The sequence below is a fragment of the Serratia sp. ASV30 genome (assembly GCF_016428815.1).
In the GTDB taxonomy this organism is placed as follows: Bacteria; Pseudomonadota; Gammaproteobacteria; order Enterobacterales; family Enterobacteriaceae; genus Chania; species Chania fonticola_C.
This window is the reverse complement of record NZ_JAELTL010000005.1, coordinates 34,948-56,727: the sequence shown is the minus strand read 5'-3', so window position 1 is coordinate 56,727 and position 21,780 is coordinate 34,948. Positions and strand designations below refer to the sequence as shown.

Annotated in this window: 25 protein-coding genes and 2 pseudogenes; 19 read left to right on the top strand and 8 right to left on the bottom strand. The window is 52.3% G+C overall.

Features of this window, described 5'->3' with window-relative positions; translation table 11 throughout:
• Positions 1-43: 43 nt before the first annotated feature.
• Positions 44-187 (top strand): hypothetical protein, encoded by a 144-nt coding sequence (locus tag JHD74_RS03195; protein WP_161629502.1) that lies wholly within the window; start codon positions 44-46, stop codon positions 185-187.
• A gap of 105 nt (positions 188-292) precedes the next feature.
• On the opposite strand, the gene sdaA is transcribed toward JHD74_RS03195, so the two are convergent.
• The 3 genes from sdaA to pabB form a co-directional block, all read right to left on the bottom strand.
• Positions 293-1,657, bottom strand: coding sequence for an L-serine ammonia-lyase (gene sdaA / locus JHD74_RS03190; protein WP_024486973.1), 1,365 nt, complete (start codon positions 1,655-1,657; stop codon positions 293-295).
• Between the two features lie 372 nt (positions 1,658-2,029).
• Positions 2,030-2,608 (bottom strand): CoA pyrophosphatase, encoded by a 579-nt coding sequence (locus JHD74_RS03185; protein ID WP_024530210.1) that lies wholly within the window; start codon positions 2,606-2,608, stop codon positions 2,030-2,032.
• Positions 2,605-3,978: an aminodeoxychorismate synthase component 1 gene (pabB, locus tag JHD74_RS03180; protein WP_074028605.1), complete on the bottom strand. Its 1,374-nt coding sequence runs from the start codon at positions 3,976-3,978 to the stop codon at positions 2,605-2,607. The genes JHD74_RS03185 and pabB overlap by 4 nt, the downstream gene beginning before the upstream one ends.
• A gap of 273 nt (positions 3,979-4,251) precedes the next feature.
• Between pabB and JHD74_RS03175 the strand changes: the two genes are divergently transcribed.
• Positions 4,252-5,259, top strand: a complete 1,008-nt coding sequence (locus tag JHD74_RS03175; protein ID WP_074028607.1) for a glycosyltransferase — start codon at positions 4,252-4,254, stop codon at positions 5,257-5,259.
• 63 nt (positions 5,260-5,322) lie between these two features.
• Positions 5,323-5,562, top strand: coding sequence for a YoaH family protein (locus JHD74_RS03170; protein WP_199061672.1), 240 nt, complete (start codon positions 5,323-5,325; stop codon positions 5,560-5,562).
• A gap of 38 nt (positions 5,563-5,600) precedes the next feature.
• On the opposite strand, the gene purT is transcribed toward JHD74_RS03170, so the two are convergent.
• Positions 5,601-6,779, bottom strand: coding sequence for a formate-dependent phosphoribosylglycinamide formyltransferase (purT, locus tag JHD74_RS03165; protein ID WP_074028608.1), 1,179 nt, complete (start codon positions 6,777-6,779; stop codon positions 5,601-5,603).
• Between the two features lie 211 nt (positions 6,780-6,990).
• Here purT and dbpA point away from each other — a divergent pair, with 211 nt between their 5' ends.
• From dbpA to JHD74_RS03145, 4 genes are all read left to right on the top strand, one after another.
• Positions 6,991-8,373, top strand: coding sequence for an ATP-dependent RNA helicase DbpA (gene dbpA, locus JHD74_RS03160; protein WP_199061670.1), 1,383 nt, complete (start codon positions 6,991-6,993; stop codon positions 8,371-8,373).
• Between the two features lie 85 nt (positions 8,374-8,458).
• Complete coding sequence (locus tag JHD74_RS03155) at positions 8,459-8,785, top strand: YebG family protein (protein ID WP_024530216.1); 327 nt, start codon at positions 8,459-8,461, stop codon at positions 8,783-8,785.
• A 39-nt stretch (positions 8,786-8,824) separates the two neighbouring features.
• The gene (yqfB, locus tag JHD74_RS03150; protein ID WP_024530217.1) at positions 8,825-9,133 is read left to right on the top strand and encodes a N(4)-acetylcytidine aminohydrolase; all 309 of its coding nucleotides are present in this window, start codon (positions 8,825-8,827) and stop codon (positions 9,131-9,133) included.
• Between the two features lie 187 nt (positions 9,134-9,320).
• Positions 9,321-11,354, top strand: a complete 2,034-nt coding sequence (locus tag JHD74_RS03145; RefSeq protein ID WP_199061668.1) for a S9 family peptidase — start codon at positions 9,321-9,323, stop codon at positions 11,352-11,354.
• 30 nt (positions 11,355-11,384) lie between these two features.
• Here the strand turns inward: JHD74_RS03145 and exoX are convergent, their stop codons facing one another.
• Complete coding sequence (gene exoX / locus JHD74_RS03140; RefSeq protein WP_024530219.1) at positions 11,385-12,053, bottom strand: exodeoxyribonuclease X; 669 nt, start codon at positions 12,051-12,053, stop codon at positions 11,385-11,387.
• A 421-nt stretch (positions 12,054-12,474) separates the two neighbouring features.
• Between exoX and JHD74_RS03135 the strand changes: the two genes are divergently transcribed.
• Both JHD74_RS03135 and pip read left to right on the top strand, forming a co-directional pair.
• Positions 12,475-12,912: a TraR/DksA C4-type zinc finger protein gene (locus JHD74_RS03135; RefSeq protein ID WP_021806760.1), complete on the top strand. Its 438-nt coding sequence runs from the start codon at positions 12,475-12,477 to the stop codon at positions 12,910-12,912.
• A gap of 112 nt (positions 12,913-13,024) precedes the next feature.
• Entirely contained in the window at positions 13,025-14,014 is a 990-nt protein-coding gene (gene pip, locus JHD74_RS03130) for a prolyl aminopeptidase (protein ID WP_074028610.1), read from the top strand.
• Between the two features lie 123 nt (positions 14,015-14,137).
• On the opposite strand, the gene JHD74_RS03125 is transcribed toward pip, so the two are convergent.
• A complete protein-coding gene (locus JHD74_RS03125; RefSeq protein ID WP_021181054.1) occupies positions 14,138-14,368 on the bottom strand; it encodes a DNA polymerase III subunit theta in 231 nt (76 codons plus the stop codon).
• 388 nt (positions 14,369-14,756) lie between these two features.
• Here JHD74_RS03125 and ftnA point away from each other — a divergent pair, with 388 nt between their 5' ends.
• From ftnA to JHD74_RS03105, 4 genes are all read left to right on the top strand, one after another.
• The gene (ftnA, locus tag JHD74_RS03120; protein WP_021806759.1) at positions 14,757-15,275 is read left to right on the top strand and encodes a non-heme ferritin; all 519 of its coding nucleotides are present in this window, start codon (positions 14,757-14,759) and stop codon (positions 15,273-15,275) included.
• A 322-nt stretch (positions 15,276-15,597) separates the two neighbouring features.
• The gene (gene yobA, locus JHD74_RS03115) at positions 15,598-15,981 is read left to right on the top strand and encodes a CopC domain-containing protein YobA (protein WP_024530221.1); all 384 of its coding nucleotides are present in this window, start codon (positions 15,598-15,600) and stop codon (positions 15,979-15,981) included.
• Positions 15,982-15,984: 3 nt separating this feature from the next.
• On the top strand, positions 15,985-16,866 hold the full coding sequence (gene copD, locus JHD74_RS03110; RefSeq protein ID WP_199061666.1) for a copper homeostasis membrane protein CopD: 882 nt from the start codon (positions 15,985-15,987) through the stop codon (positions 16,864-16,866).
• A 69-nt stretch (positions 16,867-16,935) separates the two neighbouring features.
• A complete protein-coding gene (locus tag JHD74_RS03105; protein ID WP_021806756.1) occupies positions 16,936-17,277 on the top strand; it encodes a YebY family protein in 342 nt (113 codons plus the stop codon).
• A 313-nt stretch (positions 17,278-17,590) separates the two neighbouring features.
• On the opposite strand, the pseudogene JHD74_RS03100 reads toward JHD74_RS03105, so the two are convergent.
• Positions 17,591-17,851 (bottom strand): annotated as a pseudogene (locus tag JHD74_RS03100) (tyrosine-type recombinase/integrase); the annotation flags it as partial.
• Between the two features lie 406 nt (positions 17,852-18,257).
• Between JHD74_RS03100 and JHD74_RS03095 the strand changes: the two are divergent.
• The 6 genes and pseudogenes from JHD74_RS03095 to JHD74_RS03075 all read left to right on the top strand — a co-directional run.
• Positions 18,258-18,644 carry a hypothetical protein gene (locus JHD74_RS03095; RefSeq protein WP_074028614.1) on the top strand — a complete coding sequence of 129 codons (387 nt, stop codon included), beginning with the start codon at positions 18,258-18,260 and terminating at the stop codon, positions 18,642-18,644.
• A 98-nt stretch (positions 18,645-18,742) separates the two neighbouring features.
• Positions 18,743-19,138, top strand: a complete 396-nt coding sequence (locus tag JHD74_RS03090) for a putative holin (protein WP_074028616.1) — start codon at positions 18,743-18,745, stop codon at positions 19,136-19,138.
• The gene (locus JHD74_RS03085) at positions 19,131-19,406 is read left to right on the top strand and encodes a phage holin family protein (RefSeq protein WP_370592610.1); all 276 of its coding nucleotides are present in this window, start codon (positions 19,131-19,133) and stop codon (positions 19,404-19,406) included. The genes JHD74_RS03090 and JHD74_RS03085 overlap by 8 nt, the downstream gene beginning before the upstream one ends.
• A 4-nt stretch (positions 19,407-19,410) precedes the next feature.
• The gene (locus tag JHD74_RS03080; protein ID WP_074028620.1) at positions 19,411-20,034 is read left to right on the top strand and encodes a glycoside hydrolase family 19 protein; all 624 of its coding nucleotides are present in this window, start codon (positions 19,411-19,413) and stop codon (positions 20,032-20,034) included.
• A complete protein-coding gene (locus tag JHD74_RS26865) occupies positions 20,031-20,162 on the top strand; it encodes a hypothetical protein (RefSeq protein ID WP_255519148.1) in 132 nt (43 codons plus the stop codon). The genes JHD74_RS03080 and JHD74_RS26865 overlap by 4 nt, the downstream gene beginning before the upstream one ends.
• A pseudogene (locus JHD74_RS03075) lies at positions 20,150-20,383 on the top strand (TerL protein); the annotation flags it as partial. The gene JHD74_RS26865 and the pseudogene JHD74_RS03075, both read left to right, overlap by 13 nt.
• A gap of 203 nt (positions 20,384-20,586) precedes the next feature.
• On the opposite strand, the gene JHD74_RS03070 reads toward JHD74_RS03075, so the two are convergent.
• Positions 20,587-21,672 (bottom strand): acyltransferase, encoded by a 1,086-nt coding sequence (locus tag JHD74_RS03070; RefSeq protein WP_074028622.1) that lies wholly within the window; start codon positions 21,670-21,672, stop codon positions 20,587-20,589.
• Between the last annotated feature and the right edge of the window lie 108 nt (positions 21,673-21,780).

Below are 21,780 nucleotides of genomic sequence, written 5' to 3'. Positions count from 1 at the left end.
ATACTATGCTTGGCTAATTCTAGCCTGTTCGCATGGAAAATTGATGGTAACTCAACAAATTATTTCGATTCGCGCGATCAAAGGGGAGATTTGGGGGTTAACCGGCGGATGGGCAAAAGGCGCTCAGATTAGCGGTATTGCTGAATTTGTACGGGGCGAAGAGGGTTTCCTCTGGTTAATCTATTGATTATCTAAGCAGGCGAAGCATGTGGTGCCCCTACGTGCTGCGTAGCCAGTTCAGGTTTCGTAAGCCGTTCCCCCTCGCCGGTGATGACGAGGGGGACGGTCTTAATCAGTCACACTGAACCTTGATCGCCAGACCGCCACGGGAGGTCTCACGATACTTGGCGTTCATGTCTTTACCGGTTTCATACATGGTCTCGATCACCTTATCCAGCGACACGCGTGGCTCGCTGGTGCGGCGCAGTGCCATCCGCGCCGAGTTGATCGCCTTCACTGAGGCAATGGCGTTGCGTTCGATGCAAGGAACCTGTACCTGGCCTGCAACGGGATCGCAGGTCAAGCCCAGATTATGCTCCATGCCGATTTCGGCGGCGATGCAAACCTGCTCAGGGCTGCCGCCAAGCAACTCGGCCAGGCCTGCAGCGGCCATCGAACAGGCCACGCCGACTTCGCCCTGGCAGCCCACTTCGGCACCGGAAATCGAGGCGTTCATTTTATACAGCGTACCAATGGCACCGGACGCCATAAAGTAGCGGACATAGGTTTCCGGGCTGACGGATTCGATGAAATGATCGTAGTAAGCCAGCACCGCTGGGACGATCCCGCAGGCTCCATTGGTTGGGGCAGTCACCACGCGGCCACCGGCGGCGTTCTCTTCGTTCACCGCCAGCGCAAACATGTTGACCCAGTCGATCACGTTCATTGGGTCACTGGACAGTTTGTCTGAGGAAACCAGCAAGCGGCGCAGGGCTGAGGCTCGGCGCGGAACCCGCAGCGGGCCAGGCAGTACGCCTTCGGTGTTCAGGCCGCGATCGATACAGGCGCGCATGGTTTGCCAAACGTTGCCGAAATAGGCTTCGATCTCCTGCTTGCTATGCAATGCCAGTTCGTTTTGCATGACCATCCCTGAGAGAGACAGGCCGGTGGCATGGCAGTGAGCCAACATTTCGCTTGCCGAGTGGAACGGATAGGGAACCGAGATTTCGTTACTTTCGGCTTTGCCGAAATGTTCTTCGTCAACGATAAACCCACCACCGATAGAGTAATAGGTTTTGCTGTAAATCTGTTTGTCGCCAGCGAAGGCATGGATCTGCATGGCGTTTTCGTGCAGCGGCATATTGTCGCTACGGAATACCATGCCGCCGTCGCGGGGGAAATCGACTTCGTGCAGGCCGCTGGCCAGCATCAGGCGTTGACGCTGTTCAACATCGCGAATAAAGCCCGGGATGCCATCGATATCGACGGTATCAGGCATATTGCCCGCCAGGCCGAGAATGATGGCGATATCGGTATGGTGACCTTTACCGGTCAATGAGAGTGAGCCGTAAACATCGACGGCAACACGCGTGACGGAAGGCATCAAGCCTTCGTTTACCAGATCGTCGACAAACTGTTTGCCGGCTTTCATCGGTCCAACCGTATGAGAGCTGGACGGGCCGATGCCGATCTTAAACATGTCGAAAACGCTAATCACGCTAAAACTCCTTAAAGAGGCATATTGTTATGGCTGCTGCGGTTAAAAACCGTGCAGGGAACGGCGATAGTGTAAAAGGGCCGTACGGGTTTTGCGGCCCTTTTCGCATGAAATAAAGTAATCCTTGGTATTGCTGTTAACGCCTTAAAACGCGACCGGGGTAATCCTTATAATATTAGTGGTTTATTCCGGTCGTGGCTATTTTACAGGTATTTCGTAAGGTTGAAGAGAGAGTTTACAGTTTTTTTAAAACATCGATAGCGGTAACGGTAGTTGATAAAACAGGCTGCTGGAGTGATAGCGATCGCTTTATACTCAAAACGACAGGTAATCCCGGCTTTAACGTGACGTATATCGCAAAAAATGCCGAGTTCAAATGCTGACTTGCTGTGCCAGGCGGCGAATAATCGCGGCCGTCAGGCCCCAAACGAACTGGCTCTGATACCAGGAAAGATAGACTCGATGTGCGTGACCACCGCGATGAATATCCAGCGGATAATAGCGTGAGAGCCGCAGTGCTTCGTGCAGCGGGATTTCGAACACCTCGGCGACCTCATCTTCGTTGGCATGAAACGCGACATCTGCCGGGATCAGGCCCACCACCGGCGTCACCTGAAAACCGGTGCTGCTGTCGAGCGGGGCCAACTGGCCGAGGATATGCACCCGCTGCGGCGGGATCGCTACTTCTTCCTGCGCTTCACGCAGTGCGGTAATGATGGGGGAACCGTCTTCAGCATCGGTTTTACCGCCGGGGAAGGCCACTTGACCTGCGTGTTTACGCAGTGAATCGGCGCGGCGGGTGAGCAGCAGGGTCGGTTCTGGCCGACAAACGATCGGGATCAGCACGGCGGCTGGGCGCGAATTGTGAGAGATCTGCATCGCCTGCGGCTGCTGCAACTGAAAGCGGCTGATAAAATCGGCCAATGAGGCCGGATAGTCCTGATGGCTCACGAAACGGTAAACTCCCCCAGCTGTGGCAAGATACGGCCTACTTTATCAAAGGTTTCCTGATACTCCGCCTGTTCCTGACTATCGGCAACGATGCCACCACCGGCAGAACAGTTGATGCGCCCGTTTTCGGCAATCAGGGTGCGGATGGTGATATTGGTGTCCATGGTACCGCAAACGCTGAGATAGCCAATGCTACCGCAATAGGCATTACGGCGCTGCGGCTCCAGTTCCTCGATGATTTCCATTGCCCGCACTTTGGGCGCGCCGGTAATCGATCCGCCGGGAAAACAGGCGCGCAACAGCTCGCTAGCCGAGCGGTTAGCGGGCAGGGTGGCTGTAATGGTACTGACCAGATGATGGACCGCCGGGAATGGCTCAACCACGAACAGTTCCGGTACCCTCACGCTGCCAGGCTCTGCTACACGGCCAATGTCATTACGCAGCAGATCGACAATCATCAGATTTTCGGCCCGGTCCTTGGGGGAATTGGCCAACTTTTGCGCCTGTTCTGCATCCAGCGCGGCATCGGCAAGGCGGGGTAGCGTACCTTTGATGGGCCTGGTCTGGATCTGCCGATCGGCCAACCACAGGAAACGTTCTGGTGAAACGCTCAACACCGCGTTGGCGGGCAGGCGCAGGAACGCGGAGAACGGCGCACGGTTGCTGGCGCTTAACTGCTGGAATGCCTGCCATTCGTCCCCTTGATAAGGGGCGGAAAAACGCTGAGCCAAATTGATCTGATAGCAATCGCCACTGCGCAGATAGTCCTGGATACGCCGGAATTTCTCGCCATATTGTTGGCGCGTCATGTTGGCCTGCCAGTTGCCTGTCAGGGCGAAGGGGGGCTGTGGCACAACCCGCTGTTGGTTAAGCCATTGCCAGCGCTGTTCTACATCCCCATAGCTGAGCAGCGTCAGTTTTTGCTGATGATGATCGGCGATCAGTGCCCAGTCATAAATGCCCACTGCCATATCCGGCAGCTTGATATCGGCCTGTGCCAACTGCGGCAACGCTTCGATACGTCGTCCCAAGTCATAGCCAAATAGCCCTAGCGCTCCCCCTTGAAAGGGAAGTTCGCCGTTCAGTGGCGGATGCAGGTTGAGAGCATCTAGCTGTTGCTGTAACAGCACAAAGGGATCTTCAGGTGAGTTACTGCGAGTCTCTCCCTGTTGGATCTCAGTGCTGGCACCGCAAGTCGTCAGCGTGGTGCGAGGTTCTGCCACCAGAATATCAAACCGGTTATGCGGGTGCTCGGCAAAGCCTGAATGCAGCAGCATAGCCCAAGGTTGCTGTGCCAATGGAGCGAACAGCGTTAATACGGCTTCGCGCGTATAGGGTAATGATTTGAGATTTGGGGCGGTGGCATTCATAGGGTTCAATCAACCTGATTCACGTAAACAGCGGTGTTGGCAGCCATTCTGCCACATTACGCCATAGGGTGCTGCTTACAGATTAGCCGGATGAAAAGTAAACCAAGCGTAAATGGAGCATTTTTTGCCACGTCTGCCATTATATAAAATGTAAAATGCCATTATATATTCGCCGAAAGAAATTTACTCGGTGAATATTTTAATAAGTAAAATAATAAATGTATCTTGTTTTACCCGATAATTATTCTAATTACCCCGCAGGTGAGGGCAGCAATGTCATTAAAATTAAGCGTTATTGTTCCTTTGCACAATGTTGGGGAGCTATTTATTCCTTTCTTGAATTCATTGCTGGCGCAACATGAGCAGCAGTTGGAGGTGATCATTGTTAACGATGGTTCCACCGATGGCTCAGGAGAGATCGCGCACCGCTACGCCGCGCAGCATCCACATATCAAGGTCATCGATCAGCCCAACTCAGGGGTCTCCAATGCTCGCAATGCCGGGCTGGCCGTGGCCCGTGGTAAATATGTCGCCTTCCCCGATGCCGATGATTTATTGGATCCGAAAATGTATTCAACGCTGCTTACAGTAGCCGAAGAACATCAATTAGACGTGATGCAATGTAACGGTGAACGCTATTTTGCAAGCAATGGTGATTTGCAACACATTATTCCTGCTACGCGCCTGAAAGATACGGCGGTTATTTCTGGAGTACAGTGGTTGGAAAAAGCGTTGAAATCAAGACGCTTTATTCATGTGGTGTGGTTAGCCGTGTATCGCCTGGATTTTATCAAGCAGCACCAACTCTATTTCGAACCTGGTTTACACCACCAGGATATCCCATGGACCACCGAGGTGATGTTCAATGCTCAACGAGTTAAATACCTGAGCAAACCGCTATATCGCCAACGGGTACACGATCGCTCGATCAGCAACCGTCGCCGTATCGGGAAGGCGAACGTCGAGTATCAGCGCCACTATATGAAAATCGTCGAGATGCTGGTGGCACTGAATCAGCGTTACAGCAGCAAGATTCCGATTTGCGCTGCCTTCCACTGGCAAATCGCGCGTGAGGCGCTGGGGATTTGCCATAGTATTCGCCGTGAGCCCGAACTGCAGGCGCAACAACAGATCGCTGAAGATTTCTCCCGGCGTGGCATTCAGCGGATGATGATCGACAATATGCGGGGGATCAAGCAGACATGGCATGTGATGTTGTGGCTGCATCGCTTAAAACAGTGGCGCAGTGAGAATGCCTCTCCCTTGCGGGCCAGCGAATAACAGGTGTAGGGATCCGCGGCGTTAGCGCGTATAATTCACGCCTATTTTACCGGGGAGAAAGACATGCTTGCAGGTATGCCGTCACTGAGTCATCAAGAACAGCAGGAAGCTGCTGAACGTATCCATCTGCTGATGGGGCAGGGCATGAGCAGCGGAGAGGCCATCGCCACTGTGGCGCAGGAAATCCGCGAAAAACATCAGGGCGATCAGGTTAGCGTGATGTTCGACGATGAAGAAGAACAGCAGCAGGAAGAACCGACCGAATATCTGGACGAAGACAGCGAACACGACGAAAACTACTGACGTTAGCGGGGGCCGGTATCCCCGAACCCCCAACCGCTTTACCCTTGCACTGCCACCGCCGCAGCGGCCTGTTTGGCCAGCTCTACCGCTTGCCCTACTTCTGGTGCAACGGCCAGTGCAACGCCCATCCGGCGTTTGCCCTCGATGTTCGGTTTACCGAATAGCCGCACCTGATTATAACCACTTAGTGCCGTCTCCAACCCGCTGAAACGCACGTTGTCGCTGCTTAGTTCTGGCAGGATCACCGCAGAGGCGGCCGGCCCGAACTGGCGTATCGCGTTAATCGGCAGCCCAAGGAAAGCGCGCACATGCAGCGCAAACTCTGACAGATCCTGTGAAATCAGCGTGACCATGCCGGTGTCGTGCGGGCGTGGGGAGACCTCGCTGAAAATCACCTCATCACCGCAGACGAACAGCTCAACGCCGAACAGGCCAAATCCACCCAGTGCGTTAACCACTTTTGCGGCGATCGCCTGAGCACGGCTTAATGCCAGCTCTGACATCCGTTGCGGTTGCCAAGACTCGCGGTAATCTCCATCTTCCTGACGGTGGCCGATCGGCTCACAGAAATGTACGCCATCGACGGCGTTGATGGTCAGCAGAGTGATCTCGAAATCAAACTTGACCAGACCTTCAACAATGACCCGGCCTCCGCCAGCGCGGCCACCAAGCTGTGCGTAATCCCAGGCGGCGCCCAGCTGCTGCTCTTCACGGATCAGGCTTTGCCCTTTGCCGGATGAGCTCATCACTGGCTTGACGATGCACGGGTAACCGATTTCGGCCACCGCTTGGCGGAAGCTTTGCTCGTTATCGGCAAAGCGGTAGCTGGAGGTGGGCAGCTCCAGCGTTTCAGCGGCCAGACGGCGAATACCTTCACGGTTCATGGTCAGACGTGTGGCTTCGGCACAGGGGACGACGTGATGGCCCTGTTGCTCCAACTCAACCAGCATGCTGGTGGCAATAGCCTCTATTTCCGGCACGATAAAATCGGGGCGTTCCTGTTCGATCAACGCTTTGAGCGCCGCACCATCCAGCATATTGATGACGTGGCTACGGTGTGCCACATGCATGGCTGGGGCATCGGCATAACGGTCAACGGCAATCACTTCCAAGCCTAAACGCTGGCATTCGATGGCCACTTCTTTGCCCAACTCGCCTGAGCCGAGTAGCATAACGCGGGTGGCGGCAGGACGCAGGGCGGTTCCAATAGTTAACATAGTCTGATACCTGGATCTGAATGAATTCACGAGTCTGACACTGAGCGCGCAGTATATACGAAAACGATTGCGTACGACCAGCGGTGCATATTAACCGCTTTTTTTAACGCCGAAATCCGGAAACCCCACCAACTCTGTTATCATCTGCGCCTGATCCGGTGCCAGCCAAGCGCAGCGCCGCCTTTCCACTTGCTATATAAGAGTTATTGCCGTGAGCACAGTTTCTTTTTCTTCCCTGCCGCTGCCAGCTGAACAGTTGGCCAACCTCAACGAACTGGGGTATGCCGAAATGACGCCGGTACAGGCCGCAGCACTGCCTGCCATCCTGAACGGGCAGGACGTACGTGCCAAAGCGAAAACCGGTAGCGGTAAGACGGCGGCATTTGGCATCGGCCTGCTGGATAAAATCAACGTTGCCAAAGTGGCAACCCAGGCGCTTATTCTGTGCCCGACGCGTGAGCTGGCCGACCAGGTGAGCAAAGAGCTGCGTCGCCTGGCCCGCTTTACCCAGAACATCAAGATACAGACCCTGTGTGGTGGCCAGCCGGTGGGGCCACAACTCGACTCCCTGGTGCATGCGCCGCACATTGTGGTGGGTACACCGGGCCGTGTGCAGGAGCATCTGCGCAAGAAAACCCTGGTGCTGGACGAGATGACCGTGCTGGTGCTGGATGAGGCCGACCGCATGTTGGATATGGGCTTTGCCGATGATATCGATGATGTGATCAGCTACACGCCGCCACAGCGCCAAACCCTGCTGTTTTCTGCCACCTATCCGGCGGGCATTGAGCGTATTAGCGCCCGTGTGCAACGCCAGCCACTGAATGTGGAGGTCGAAGATGGCGATGAGCAAGCCTCTATCGAACAACGTTTCTATGAAACCACTCGCGATCAGCGTCCTGCGGTGCTGGTGAGCGCCATCCGCCATTATCAGCCAGCGTCCTGTGTGGTGTTCTGTAACACCAAGCGTGATTGCCAGAGCGTGTATGAAGCGCTGGAAGCCCGTGGTATCAGTTGTATGGCGCTGCATGGCGATCTCGAACAACGCGATCGTGACCAGGTGCTGGTTCGCTTTGCCAACCGCAGCTGCCGTGTACTGGTAGCGACCGACGTGGCCGCGCGTGGCCTGGATATCAAAGAATTGGAACTGGTGGTCAACTACGAACTGTCGTTTGACCCTGAGGTTCACGTCCACCGCATTGGCCGTACTGGTCGTGCCGGTCTGAGCGGGCTGGCGATCAGCTTGTGTACGCCGCAGGAAATGGTGCGAGTCCATGCTCTCGAAGAGTATCTGTCCATGCGCGCAAAATGGTCACCCGTGTCTGAGCTGAGCGGGGCGCCTAACACGCCGCTGGAAGCGGAAATGGTCACCCTGTGCATTGACGGCGGCCGTAAGGCTAAAATTCGCCCTGGCGATATTCTGGGGGCATTGACCGGTGATGCCGGGCTAACGGCGGCAGAAGTCGGCAAGATCGACATGTTCCCTGTGCATGCCTATGTGGCTATCCGTAAGGCCAGTGCCCGTAAGGCACTGCAACAGCTTCAGCAAGGTAAGATCAAAGGCAAGAGCTGCAAAGTGCGGCTGTTGAAATAATAAACGGCAGGGCGCTTGCAGCCCTGCCCGAAATCACTATATACTGTATAAAAATACAGTATCATAACCTTTGAGGAAGATGCTCATGGCTGTTGAAGTGAAATATGTAGTAGTGAGAAACGGTGAGGAAAAAATGACTTTCGCAAATAAGAAAGAAGCCGATGCCTACGACAAAATGTTGGATCTGGCCGATAGCCTCGGTGAATGGTTGCAGCAAGCGCCAGTCACGCTGGAAGAAGAACAGCGTGAAGGGTTGAGCTTCTTCCTGGCGGAACACAAAGATGTGCTGGCGCAGATCCTGCGTGGTGGTGCCCCGCAAGAAGTAGCCAAAAAGCCCGCTAAAGCCAAAGGTGAGAAACCTGCCGCCGCCCCGGAAGAAGGCGCTGCGTCAGAAGAGCAGCAGGCCGCCTAAGCAGTGATACAGCAACATGACCATAACCAAGGATCCAGTATGTCCCGTGAGATAACCTTCTTCAGCCGTTTTGAGCAAGATATTCTGGCCGGGCGCAAAACCATCACCATTCGGGATGCCAGCGAAGCTCATTTCCAGCCGAATGAGGTGCTGCGTGTCAGCCGCAACGAAGACGGCGTATTTTTCTGTTATATCGAGGTAAAGTCGGTAACGCCGGTGCGCCTGGATGAGCTAACGCATGAACATGCGCAGCAGGAGAATATGACGCTCAGCGAACTCAAGCAGGTGATCCAGGATATCTACCCAGGGCTGGATGAGCTGTTTGTCATCGCGTTTACCAAACGTTAGCCTCGGTTCGCCACTTAATCCTCCGCATCGCCCCAGCCACTTTTGTTGGAACTGGCGCGATGTTGTGGGGGAAATCCTCCCTCTTGTCTGTTCCGACACCCCCATTGAAAAAATAGCTACGCGGCTTGTTAAGCTGGTGAAATTCGTGTCACTCTTGCCTTAATCAAAGTAAGCGGATGATTTAGCAATGATGACACCTCCCAAGGCAGAAAAACGGCCTTTCCCAATTACCATCCATGGTGACACGCGTGTGGATGACTACTACTGGCTGCGCGATGACGAACGTACCGACCCCCAGGTATTGGACTATTTGCGGGCTGAAAATGCCTACACCGACGCGCAGCTAAAGCCGCAACAGGCGCTGCGCGAAACTCTGTATCAGGAGATGGTCGCGCGTATCCCACAGCAGGAACATTCCGTGCCTTACGTCAGGCGTGGTTTCCGCTATCAGACCCGCTATGAGCCGGGTAATGAATATGCGCTGTATGTGCGGCAACCCGCAGCGGCTACCGAGCTTTGGGACACCTTGCTCGATGGCAATCAGCGTGCGGAAGGGCACGAGTTCTATACGCTGGGCGGGTTGGACGTCAGCCCGGACAACCAGCGCCTGGCCGTGGCGGAGGACTTCCTGTCGCGCCGCCAATACGATATCCGTTTCAAGAACCTAGGCGACGATAGCTGGGCCGACGAGGTGCTGGAAAACACTTCTGGCAACTTCGAGTGGGCGAATGATTCCGCCACCGTCTACTACGTGCGTAAACATGCCAAGACACTGCTCCCGTATCAGGTCTATCGCCACGTGGTGGGCAGCGATCCGCAGCAGGACGTGCTGATCTACGAGGAACAGGATGACACTTTCTACGTCAGCCTGGAAAAAACTACCTCCGAGCGTTTTATCCTGATCCACCTCAGCAGCACCACCACCTCAGAGATCCTGTTGCTGGATGCGAACAGTGCAGACAGTAAGCCACAGATGTTTGCGCCGCGCCGTAAAGATCACGAATATGCCCTCGATCACTACCGTGAGCATTTCTACATTCGCTCTAACAGAAACGGCAAGAACTTTGGCTTGTACCAGAGCGAGCAGGCTGAGGAAAGCCAATGGCAGGAACTGATTGCCCCGCGCACCGATGTCATGCTCGAAGGGTTCAGCCTGTTCCGTGACTGGCTGGTGGTGGAGGAGCGCATCGCCGGGCTGACCCAGCTGCGCCAAATCCACTGGCAGAGCGGTGAAGACAAGAGCATCGCTTTTGACGATCCGACCTACGTCACCTGGCTGGCCTATAATCCGGACCCGGAAACCGAGGTGCTGCGTTACGGCTATTCCTCCATGACCACGCCAACCACGCTGTATGAGCTGAATCTGGACAGTGGCGAGCGGGAGTTGCTCAAGCAGCAGGAAGTGAAAAACTTCACGGCGGAAGATTATCGTAGCGAGCGCGTGTGGGTGAAAGCCCGTGACGGCGTTGAGGTGCCGGTATCTTTGGTTTACCGTGCTGACCGCTTTGCACATGGGGCGAACCCGCTGATGGTGTATGCCTACGGCTCCTATGGCAGCAGCATGGATCCGGCATTCAGTGCCAGCCGCCTAAGCTTACTGGATCGCGGCTTTGTCTTCGCGCTGGCGCATATTCGCGGCGGTGCCGAACTGGGGCAGCTCTGGTATGAAGACGGCAAGCTGTTCAACAAACAAAACACCTTTAACGACTTTATCGACGTCACCAAGACACTGGTAGAGCAGGGCTATGGCGATGTTGACCGAGTATTCGCCATGGGCGGCAGTGCCGGTGGCTTGCTGATGGGCGCGGTAGTCAACCAGGCTCCTGAGCTGTTCAATGGCGTAGTGGCTCAGGTGCCGTTTGTGGACGTGGTAACCACCATGCTGGATGAGTCCATCCCGCTAACCACCGGTGAATATGACGAGTGGGGCAACCCAAACGACAAGGCGTATTACGATTACATCTTGCAGTACAGCCCCTACGACCAGGTGAAAGCGCAGGATTATCCGCATATGCTGGTCACCACCGGGCTGCATGATTCGCAGGTGCAATACTGGGAGCCTGCCAAGTGGGTGGCGAAACTGCGTGAGTTGAAAACCGACGATCGCCAACTGCTGCTGTATACCGATATGGATGCCGGCCACGGCGGCAAGTCTGGGCGCTTTAAGGCTTACGAAGATATTGCACTGGAATATGCGTTTATTCTGGCGCTGGCGGAATAAATCATCGCGGGCAGGAGACTGCCCGCTTGATTAACCCAACAGGTAGTATTTCAACGTGTGTTTCATATCCGGGCTGAGATCGTCGATTGATTTCAGCATCCAACGCAGATAGCCAGGATCTTCCAGCGCCACCTGCTCAATAGATTGCCCACGGTATTTGCCGAACTTGAATTTCTTCAATAATACCGGCTGCTCGGTGATTTCCAGCATCTGTTCTGGCGTCCAACCGGAGTCCTGCACAATGCGTTGTAGCAGTGCTGCGGTTACGTAGCAGTCGTACAGTGCACGGTGTGGATAAAGCGCGGAGTCCTGCGGCAGTTGCACATCCAGATTCAGCGCATAACGCAGGTATTGATTACCATATTTAATGTCTGGATACAGCGTACGTGCCAGCTTGAGGGTACAAATCCAGGCACCGTTCATTTCTGGCAGCATGGCCCGATCAAAGGCGGCGTTATGCGCAACATAATATTGGCTGCCCTGGTAACGCCCAATAGCGACAGCGATACGCGGCTTGCCCTCAACCATCTGCTCGGTGATGTGGTGAATGGCCATGGCGTCCAGGCCGATAGGCCGATCTGGGCTGATCAGGTCGCTCATCGGATTAGTGATTTGCCCGTCGATCACGTCAACGGAAGCGACTTCCACTACGCCGCCGTCTAGCCCACAGGTTTCAGTATCGATTACACGTAACATCATGATGTTCCCAGCTAAAGTCTACTCCCTAGCTTAACGATATGAGGTTGGGATGCCAACCTGTCTTTTCGCAGGTAACAAAAAACCCGCCTCGGCGGGTTTAACTACGGTCAGAAACTGATTTACTCACCAGATGTAGACGACTGTCCTTTCTTGGAACGTTTCTCCGCTTTTTTCTCGGCTGGGGTTTTCAACGGTTTCTTCTTCGCATTTTTCTTGCTGTCCATTCCCTTACTCATGATGGCCTCTTGGTTAACCTATGGTTGGGTGGCTTGCTGAACCATTAACCCCCTAGCGGCCATCATATGCAAGCAGCAAAGGGTATGGAAACGTCAACGCCTTGTTTATCCAATGATTATTTATTATTAACCTTTATGTGTTAAAAATGTTATAATGTAACAAACTTATGTACACGGAGTGTGCCATGACAGTCATGACATTATTAAGCGAGCAACAACTGCTGGCGATGCCAGAATCTGATTACATGAATACGGAGCAGCGGGCGTTTTTCCGCCAACGCCTATTGGACGAGCAACAAAAACTCTGGCAGCACATCGACGTGTTGAAACGTGATATCGACAGCGGCGATATTAGCGGTGACGAAGCGGATAAAGCCGCGCGCGAAGAAGATCTGCGCCTGCTGTTCCGCCAATTGGATCGGGAAACCCGCCTGCTGCCGAAGATGGCCGCCGCCCTGCAGCGCCTGGAAACCGGTGATTTCGGTTATTGTCTTGAAACGGGTGAGCCTATCGGCCTGCCACGCCTGTTATTACGCCCCACGGCAGAGCTGAGTATTGAAGCCAAAACCGCACAAGAAATGCGCGAACCCCATATGCGTAAAAGCAAGTCGACTTCATTTTGAGCAAACGCACACTAACATGTTGGTATAGGTGGAGGTTTTAGCGTTTTACCGTTGACCTGATGAGCGGCTTCGGCTTTGATGAAGGTATCACTCACAGAGAGACGTACGCGCCATGGAACAATTACGAGGTTTGTACCCGCCATTATCCGCCTATGACAGCGGTTGGCTGGATACTGGAGATGGGCACCGGATCTACTGGGAGCTGAGTGGCAATCCAAACGGTAAGCCTGCGGTATTTATCCACGGTGGGCCTGGCGGTGGTAGCGCACCTTATCATCGCCAGTTGTTCGACCCGCAGCGCTATAAGGTTTTGTTGTTCGATCAGCGCGGCTGTGGCCGTTCCAAACCGCATGCCAGCCTGGACAATAACACCACCTGGCATCTGGTTGACGATCTTGAAAGACTGCGTGTCATGGCCGGAGTGGATCAGTGGCTGGTCTTTGGTGGCTCCTGGGGGTCCACGCTGGCGTTGGCCTATGCACAGACGCATCCGCAACGCGTCAGCGAGATGGTGCTGCGGGGGATCTTCACGCTGCGTAAGCAGGAGCTGAGTTGGTATTATCAAGACGGCGCTTCCCGCTTCTTTCCGGATAAATGGGAGCGGGTGCTGTCTATCCTTTCGGAGGAAGAACGCAAGGACGTGATTGCTGCCTACCGTCAACGCCTGACGTCACCGGATCTGCAAGTGCAGCTTGAGGCTGCCAAACTGTGGAGCGTGTGGGAAGGGGAAACGGTAACGCTGTTACCAAGCGGTGCCTCCGCCTCCTTTGGCGAAGATGATTTCGCGCTGGCCTTTGCCCGTATTGAGAACCACTACTTTAGCCATCAGGGCTTTCTCGACAGCGATGACCAACTGCTGAGCAACGTTCCGTTGATCCGTCATATTCCGGCGGTGATCGTTCATGGCCGTTACGATATGGCCTGTCAGGTACAAAACGCCTGGGATCTGGCCAAAGCCTGGCCTGAGGCTGAACTTCATATTGTCGAAGGGGCAGGGCACTCCACGGATGAACCGGGTATTTTGCACCAGCTGATGCTGGCTACCGACCGCTTTGCTGCCCCCTCACTCCAACCCTCTCCCATAGGGAGAGGGAGCTGTTAGCCCCTGCTCATTTGGAGGTAAATCGGTAACTTTGGCAAAATCGATCACCTCCTCATCCAAGGTGAGTCCCGAGAAATTTCAAACACACTCGATCGGTTCCCTCTCCCTGTGGGAGAGGCGCCATTACTTCATTTTAGGCTCGTAAGGCAGGCGAGAGAATTTGTGTGATTCGACGCGATAGTGCATCACACGCTCGCGGAAGTAGTCCTGCAGATGCTTTGGCTGCTCACGTTCCACCATCTCAGGGATCACCGGCATATTGTAGCGTTCCTTGAATGCTACTCCAGACGCGGCCAGATCAACGTTCACCTTGTCCATCTCGTCTTTGGAAAGTTCTGCCAGATTGTAGCCCATGCTATTTTCCTTCTAGTGTGTAACGGCAACTCAGCGCAGAAGGTAATCTACCGTGCCGCGCTTGGCAAGCTTCTCAAGCCAACATATCCCTATCATCTTCAGACTCTGGGCGTAGAGCCATTACAAAAAGCAGGGTGATATAATGTTTAAGCCTAATGTCGCTGGTTTATTTTGTTAAATAAGAATGATTCGCCTTACTGTAAATATAAAGATGAAAATGATTATCATAATAATTTAATGTTAAAATAAGTTATTTTATAACTCATTGAATTTATAGGTAAATTTCACCTTAAATTAATGAATGTAAATCAAGTGTTTTTATTTTGTGTTAATCAAGGCATAATGTAGTCAATTAAGTTTATGGCCTGCAAAAATAATAAGGATCCTCATGCTAACGCAAGCAATGACCACGAAACTGAATGAGCAACTGAATCTGGAATTCTATTCCGCCAATCTGTATTTGCAAATGAGCGCCTGGTGCAGCGATAAAGGCTTCGAAGGGGCTGCAGCATTCCTTAAAGAACATTCACGTGAAGAGATGCAGCACATGCAGCGTCTGTTCGACTACCTCAGTGATACTGGTGCTTTGCCACTGATCGGCAGCATTTCTGCACCGCCGGTAGAGTTTGAATCACTGGCGGACGTTTTCCAGCAGACTTACGAGCATGAGCAACTGATCACTCGTCAAATCAATGAACTGGCGCACGTGGCAATGACCACACAAGACTACTCAACCTTCAACTTCCTGCAATGGTACGTTGCCGAGCAGCACGAAGAAGAGAAGCTGTTCAAATCCGTACTGGACAAGTTGGCGCTGGTAGGCAACAGCGGCAAGGCACTGTTCTTCATTGATAAAGATCTGAAGAGAATGGGTGCCGAGGCAGTAAGCGGTAACGGCCAGGCCTGATAACCCACTTTTGTCATCAATCTGAAAACCGCGTACTTTTCACCGTACGCGGTTTTTTTTGCCCTGTGTTTATCGGGCGGCTATAGCGATACGTGCTGCCAGATCGCAAAATATCAGTGATGTGCTCGACTTGCCGATTCACCGTCGTTATGATTTAACGCGATACGCTACCGGGAGGTAGAGAGTTATAACAGTGAGTTACCCACTCCTTCTGCTGTTTACCCGTGGCGCAATCACAGTGGTGGGTTGAGGCTGCGGAAACATCGCTCCGCGTAACCGGTCTTGGCCCTTATCACCTACATAATTGATAAAGGACTCCTCCGTGATCGCTAAAATTCGTTCATCCTATCGCCTGCTTTCCACCATTTTTGTACTGTTTGTCGGCTTGTCTTCTCAGCAGGCGTTGGCGCATGCCCACCTGAAAGTACAGACTCCGGCGGCAGACGCCACCGTAAGCTCTGCGCCAAAAGTGTTGACGCTGAATTTCTCCGAAGGCATCGAGCCTAACTTCAGCGGTGTCAAAGTGACCGGCCCAGATAACGCCGTGGTTAAAACCGGCAAGCTGGATCTGGATCCAAGCAACAACACCCAGATTAACGTACCGATTGAAAGTGATCTGGCTGCGGGGAAATACCAGGTCAGCTGGCACGTGGTTTCCGTTGACGGTCATAAAACCAAAGGTCAGTACAGCTTTACCGTTAACTAAGCTATGACTCTGGCGACCCTGTTTGTGCTGTGTCGCTTTGTGCACTTTACGGCGGTGATGCTGATGTTTGGCGTCAGCCTGTTCACCGCCGTCCTGTCGCCACAGCGCCTTTCCCCGATAATCACCCGCGATGTGCGCCCGCTGCTGCTCGCCTCGACCTGGATCTCCGCACTAACCGCCTTGCTGATGCTGGCTATTCAGGCCGGATTGATGGGTGATGGCTGGGTGGATACCTGGCAATTGAGCATTTGGTGGGCGGTGTTGGGCACCACCTTTGGTGAGGCCTGGCGCTGGCATCTGGGTTTTTCCCTGCTGGCCTTGTTAGCCTTGCTGTTGCCTGCGGCAAAGCGGGGACAAGCGTTGGCGCTGTGCTCGGCACTGCTACTGATCAACATGGCGTTTATCGGCCATGCGGCGATGCATGCGGGCATATTGGGCATAGCACACCGAGTTAACCACGCCTTGCACCTGTTGGCCGCAGGCTACTGGTTCGGCAGCCTGTTGCCGTTGTTGTTTTGCCTGCGCTACTTGCCACAACCGCAGTGGCGTAGCGATGCTATCGCCACCCTGATCCGTTTCTCCCGCTGGGGCCATGTTGCCGTAGTGCTGGTGATCGTCACGGGCATAATCAACAGCCTGATTATCCTTGGCCGCTGGCCAGTCGATCTCGATTCCGCCTATCAACGTTTGTTGTTAGTTAAAGCCGGGCTGGTGGCATTGATGGTAATGGTGGCATTGGCCAACCGTTACGTTATCGTCCCCGCAATGCGTACCACCCCCAATCTGGCACAGCGCGGAGTGGTGATCGCCTGCTGGCTTGAGGTGGCGTTGGGGGCTGCGGTGCTGCTGTTGGTGAGTTTATTTGCAACCTATGCGCCGGTATGACATTGCGCCTTGCCGGATGCCCTCAAACTGCGGGAAAATCGATTTAAATCGCAACTTAAGGCCAAAAACATGAAATCAGTAATTCTTGGTATTGCGCTGCTGGCAACGGCGTCGAGCGCGCTGGCGGCAGATAAGCTGGTTAACGTCACTAAGCTGGAGTACGGCAAACAGTGGGCGTTCACCAAAGAGGAAGTTACGCTGCAATGTCGCAAAGGTGCCGCCTTGTTTGTGCTTAACAACAGCACCCTGATGCAGTATCCACTCAATGAAGCAGCAGAAGCACAGGTGAAAGCGGGGCAGCAGCGTGCCCAATCGCTGGATGTGATCCTGCTGGATGACGCCAACCACCCTGGTCAGAAAATGAGCGTGCAACCTTTCCGCGAAAGAGCAGAAAAATTGTGTGCTGACTAATCAGCTAACCACCCGATACTTATGCAAAAGTTTACGGGTGGTGACGAGATGTACGTAATTAATTTCTGTTTGTAACTATCACTTGTGTGCGCTGGGCTGGCAAAACTTGCACCTTGGACTATTCTTAGAATGCACGGTTGAACAAACCTTGCATAAATGCCAACTTTTAGCGCACGGCTCTCTCCCAAGAGCCCTTTCCCTAGACCGAGTATAGGAATCGTACTCGGTCTTTTTTTATCTTTTTGATTTATAAGTATAAAAATAAATTCCACGAAAATACACGAAATTTCCACGAATTCCTATACTCGGCCTTTTACAACATCACGTATTCTTTCCCCCTCGTATCGAGATATTTGTCCGTCATTTTGACCGACTTATGCCCCAGCAATTTCATCGCAAACTCCTTCCCTTTCTCCTTCTCATACAGTCGCCCGGCCAAGCTTCGGATCTCATGGAACGTCGGCGGCGAATCCTCAAGAACGAGCCCAGCCAGTTTCCTGGCCTTCACAAATGTTTTTGTTAAGCTGTCAGGATTAAGGGAGCCGTCCACGCTGTTTTTCTTGATGCCAGAACTGACCATAAAACCTGTGGCGCTTGCTTGCCTGTATCGTCCAATACCATCGCATATAACATGCCGAAGAGAGGTAGCAGAAATCCTTTGCGCAGCGGAATATCTAATCAATCAACCTTTACAAGATGCGTTTATAAAACGCGAAAATTAAACAAAATGCAGGAAAATGGTGCAAACGTGTTGATTTTGATGAACCACTGAGCCAGTGTTTCGGTATATGCTGCCGTATGTGTAAGCGTACTTAGACTAAACCTGCCAATAGTGCGGGTTTTGGCGTTTCTGGAGATCAGGGAACTGAGCAGTTGTATCGTTCATGGTACAACCGTCCCGAATATCACTAATCCTTTCTTCTTGAGATACTGTTCATCCAAACAGTGGTTTGGGTTAAACAACCAAAGAGGAAAGAACCATGCAAGTCGCTGAAACGCATTACCTGGATAACACTTTTACCTTCAATATCCCTCCGGCTCCATATCGTCGCCGTATTGCAGTTCCATTGATCATGGCTACCGCTTTAGGGAAGGATTCCAAGGCATCCCATAGGCTTATTTTTAATGGCGTTTCCGTAGCTTACGTAGAAGCTAACGCTGGCCGTATTAATGTGGTGACAGGGGTGTCGTCTTTTCCGCCAAGCGGTGTGATGCCATCCTACTCGAACTTTTACCTACCAGAGACGGATTGTGATAGCTGGTTTGGCGTTATTGAAGCTAATCAGGCTGCCTCAATTAAGGCTGAAGCCAGTACAAGTAATGGTGGTAAAACACCTAAACACATTACCGTTCATTTGGGTGTGTGATGATGTAATTTTTGCCCCGGCATAGTTCGGGGCTTTTTCATATCTAGCGCCCGGCGTTTGCTGAGCGATACAGCAAACCAGCAAACAAAGGAGCAATTATGAGTGAGCCGATCTCTGGTACTGGGGCGGCGGCAGCGGCAGTAACTGGCGTGACAATAGTCGGGGTGTTCTCCAACCTTGATCCTGCGGTCGTTGTCGGGGCATTTGCGGGGGCGGCGGTTTTCGTCCTGTCTTCGAATGACCTGTCCAACTTCAAGAAAGTATGGATGTTCGCCTCCTCGTTCCTGGCCGGGATGTTCTCTGCAGAGTTCTTTGCTGACGTGATCGAGGCTTTCCTTTCCGTGCTGCCGGGAAAACATATTGAAGTAGGGGACACAATCGGGGCGTTAGTGGGGGGCGCTGTTGCAGTTCGCCTGCTGATGTATCTCATCGCCAAATCTTCTGATCCGACTGCACTGGACGAAATTACCAGGCGAGGGGGAGACCGTGAATGAATACCTGCTGACGATTAACGCTATTGTCTGTGGTGCAACAGCCTTCCGCCTGATGGCCTATCGCCGGAACGGGGCAACACATCGCCCTATGGTTACGGTCTTCGCCTGGTTGCTGATAGTGGCCAGCGCATCAGTAACGATCCGCACGCTGACTGGTGATTATCACGTAGCGAACTGGTCGGAAACCCTCATCAACGTTGCTTTATGCATCGCTGTGGTCCGCGCACGCGGTAACGTCATGCGTATAGTGAAGCCTGAAACGAGATAAAAAAATGACAAAAGACCAATTCCAACAGGCGGCCAACATTGGCGCCGGGCTAGTTGCGCGCTGGTTTCCGCATATCGACGCCACTTTTAAAGAATTCGGCATCACCTCAGCTGTAGACCAGGCGATGTTTTTCGCCCAGTTCGGCCATGAGTCATCCGGTTTCACCCGTGTGGTGGAGTCGTTCAACTACAGCATTGCGAGCCTTCAATCCACTTTCGGTAAACGCCTATCGAAAGACCAGTGCGCGATGCTGGGGCGTCAGCTTGGGGAAAGCGTTGTGCCAGTCAACCGGCAGGCGGCTATCGCAAATCTTGTCTACTCAGGACGTATGGGTAACAAAGCTGCAGGGGATGGTTGGAAATACCGCGGGCGTGGAATTCCGCAGCTCACTGGCCTGGATAACTACCGCGCCTGCAGTGCCGCATTGAAAGCTGACTTTGTGCTGGTGCCCGAGCTGCTTGAGCGTGACGAATACGCGATGCGCGCCGCTGGGTGGTTCTGGTCTGCCAACAAATGCGGCCGGTTCGGTGCAGATGTCGCGGCAGTCACTAAGGTGATCAACGGCGGGTTGAACGGCATCGATGACCGGAAAGCGCGGTTTGAAGTAGCCAGCAAGGTGCTAGCGTGAGCTGGCTCACCGGATGGAAGAATACGGCGCTGTTAGGCCTGTTGGTTAGCGCCATTATTCTTGCGCTCAACGGCACGACATTATCTAGCCGGTTGGATTTGGCGCGGGAAACGGTAAGTATCTGGTAGACGAGGCGGCATTCTTGCAGCGTCCACTGCTGATTGATGCAGCATTATCCCAGACGACGCGTTGCCGCATTGATCTCAGCTCGGTTAATGGCATGGCTAACCCGTTCGCTCAAAAGCGGCACAGTGGGAAAATCCCGGTTTTTACATTCCACTGGCGCAGTGACCCGCGCAAGGACGATGCCTGGTATCGGAGGGAATGTGACAAAATCGACAACCCGGTATTTCGATGTTTACTTACTGGGGGCCGTTTGTCGTGCTGTCATCGCAGAAGGTGGTGGTGCAGACTACCTGGAGGTCGGCCTCCAAGACTTATAAGTTGAATACAGTGCTGGACCACATTGATGATGTACAGGCCATCGTTCAGACATAGACTGGCCGGAGAAACCTAAAAAGAAGATGATAAAGCCCGGGAACCGGGCTTTTCTTATGAGGGAGTGCGTTGTAATGAAAAGTTCATACTTAGTATTCGCTTGCTCATTTTCATAGCTGGATTCTCTACAAGCTTAAAGCTAAGGTATGCAAAGACGCTTGATATTATTATTGATAGTAAGATATTAACATATGGAGATGCAATAAATAATGAGGCTATTGTCTGCTGGATTGGGAAGGCCCATAAATAAATTCCGTATGAAATGTCACTTTCAATTTTCATCATCCTGACAAATGTAAGTGAAGATATGTATAGTAATGACATGGATGAGAAAACATAAAACAATGCTGTTTTGGATGCATTATCATCTATTAAAAAGAAAGTGAGAATTGCTATTATCGCTAAAGCTAAAAATGCGTTGGTTGTGATCTTATTCTTCAGTATTGCCAAAAGACACCCGGCAGAGAAAAATGGATAAAGTAAATAGATACTTGGGTCGTCTGATTTTGCAACCAAATGACCTTTTAGTGGTGTGAACGGCTCAATGAGTATAGCTATTGATATAAGCGCAATGAATACTCTTTTGTAGGGGCCAAATAAAAGACTAACTAAGTATATCAATAATAAGTAAAAGTAAGCCTTTATCTCCATTGGTATTGTCCAAAGAGAACCATTTACTGCACTTAGTGTGTTGTTGCTAAATACTCCAGGAAGATTGTACTGGACATCAAGTCTTAATGTTTTAGTGATATAAATCCACACCTCTTTAGATGAAAAATAATCACCAAGACTAAGGTTGCTTAACCACGGTCCAATTAGCAGTGCTGATATGATAATGGTTGTTGCGTAAGCAGGATAAACTCTAAAAAAACGTGATGCAATGTAATTTAATATTTTAGCGTTTGATAACAGGCTATTTGTAACAAGCAGTCCACTGATTAGGAAAAAAGTTTTTACTGCAACCCCTCCAAATGAAACGTATCCTAACAATGTTATCTTATATAGAATGTCATTGCTTCCATCTGCTGGGGATAGCGCAAAAGCATGGGCATAAATGACAAAGTAAGCGCACAATACTCTAATTAAATCAAGGTTGTTATTGTCTCTTTTTACAAACTGCTCAATGGTAATTGCTTTCATTAATGAACCACACTCTTGAGATTTTCTCTGCCGATCATTTTATCATCTGAGGGACTAACAGGAAATCGAGAGCTGTGATAAATTTCCGCTAACATTCTATCCAGAGCA

Bases quoted from the DNA above. Each gene is read 5' to 3' on its own strand.
- JHD74_RS03195 (WP_161629502.1), top strand. From the start codon at position 44: ATGGTAACTCAACAAATTATTTCGATTCGCGCGATCAAAGGGGAGATT.
- pabB (WP_074028605.1), bottom strand. From the start codon at position 3,978: ATGAATGCCACCGCCCCAAATCTCAAATCATTACCCTATACGCGCGAA.
- JHD74_RS03175 (WP_074028607.1), top strand. From the start codon at position 4,252: ATGTCATTAAAATTAAGCGTTATTGTTCCTTTGCACAATGTTGGGGAG.
- JHD74_RS03170 (WP_199061672.1), top strand. From the start codon at position 5,323: ATGCTTGCAGGTATGCCGTCACTGAGTCATCAAGAACAGCAGGAAGCT.
- purT (WP_074028608.1), bottom strand. From the start codon at position 6,779: ATGTTAACTATTGGAACCGCCCTGCGTCCTGCCGCCACCCGCGTTATG.
- JHD74_RS03155 (WP_024530216.1), top strand. From the start codon at position 8,459: ATGGCTGTTGAAGTGAAATATGTAGTAGTGAGAAACGGTGAGGAAAAA.
- yqfB (WP_024530217.1), top strand. From the start codon at position 8,825: ATGTCCCGTGAGATAACCTTCTTCAGCCGTTTTGAGCAAGATATTCTG.
- JHD74_RS03145 (WP_199061668.1), top strand. From the start codon at position 9,321: ATGATGACACCTCCCAAGGCAGAAAAACGGCCTTTCCCAATTACCATC.
- exoX (WP_024530219.1), bottom strand. From the start codon at position 12,053: ATGATGTTACGTGTAATCGATACTGAAACCTGTGGGCTAGACGGCGGC.
- JHD74_RS03135 (WP_021806760.1), top strand. From the start codon at position 12,475: ATGACAGTCATGACATTATTAAGCGAGCAACAACTGCTGGCGATGCCA.
- pip (WP_074028610.1), top strand. From the start codon at position 13,025: ATGGAACAATTACGAGGTTTGTACCCGCCATTATCCGCCTATGACAGC.
- JHD74_RS03125 (WP_021181054.1), bottom strand. From the start codon at position 14,368: ATGGGCTACAATCTGGCAGAACTTTCCAAAGACGAGATGGACAAGGTG.
- ftnA (WP_021806759.1), top strand. From the start codon at position 14,757: ATGCTAACGCAAGCAATGACCACGAAACTGAATGAGCAACTGAATCTG.
- copD (WP_199061666.1), top strand. From the start codon at position 15,985: ATGACTCTGGCGACCCTGTTTGTGCTGTGTCGCTTTGTGCACTTTACG.
- JHD74_RS03105 (WP_021806756.1), top strand. From the start codon at position 16,936: ATGAAATCAGTAATTCTTGGTATTGCGCTGCTGGCAACGGCGTCGAGC.
- JHD74_RS03095 (WP_074028614.1), top strand. From the start codon at position 18,258: ATGCAAGTCGCTGAAACGCATTACCTGGATAACACTTTTACCTTCAAT.
- JHD74_RS03090 (WP_074028616.1), top strand. From the start codon at position 18,743: ATGAGTGAGCCGATCTCTGGTACTGGGGCGGCGGCAGCGGCAGTAACT.
- JHD74_RS03080 (WP_074028620.1), top strand. From the start codon at position 19,411: ATGACAAAAGACCAATTCCAACAGGCGGCCAACATTGGCGCCGGGCTA.
- JHD74_RS03070 (WP_074028622.1), bottom strand. From the start codon at position 21,672: ATGAAAGCAATTACCATTGAGCAGTTTGTAAAAAGAGACAATAACAAC.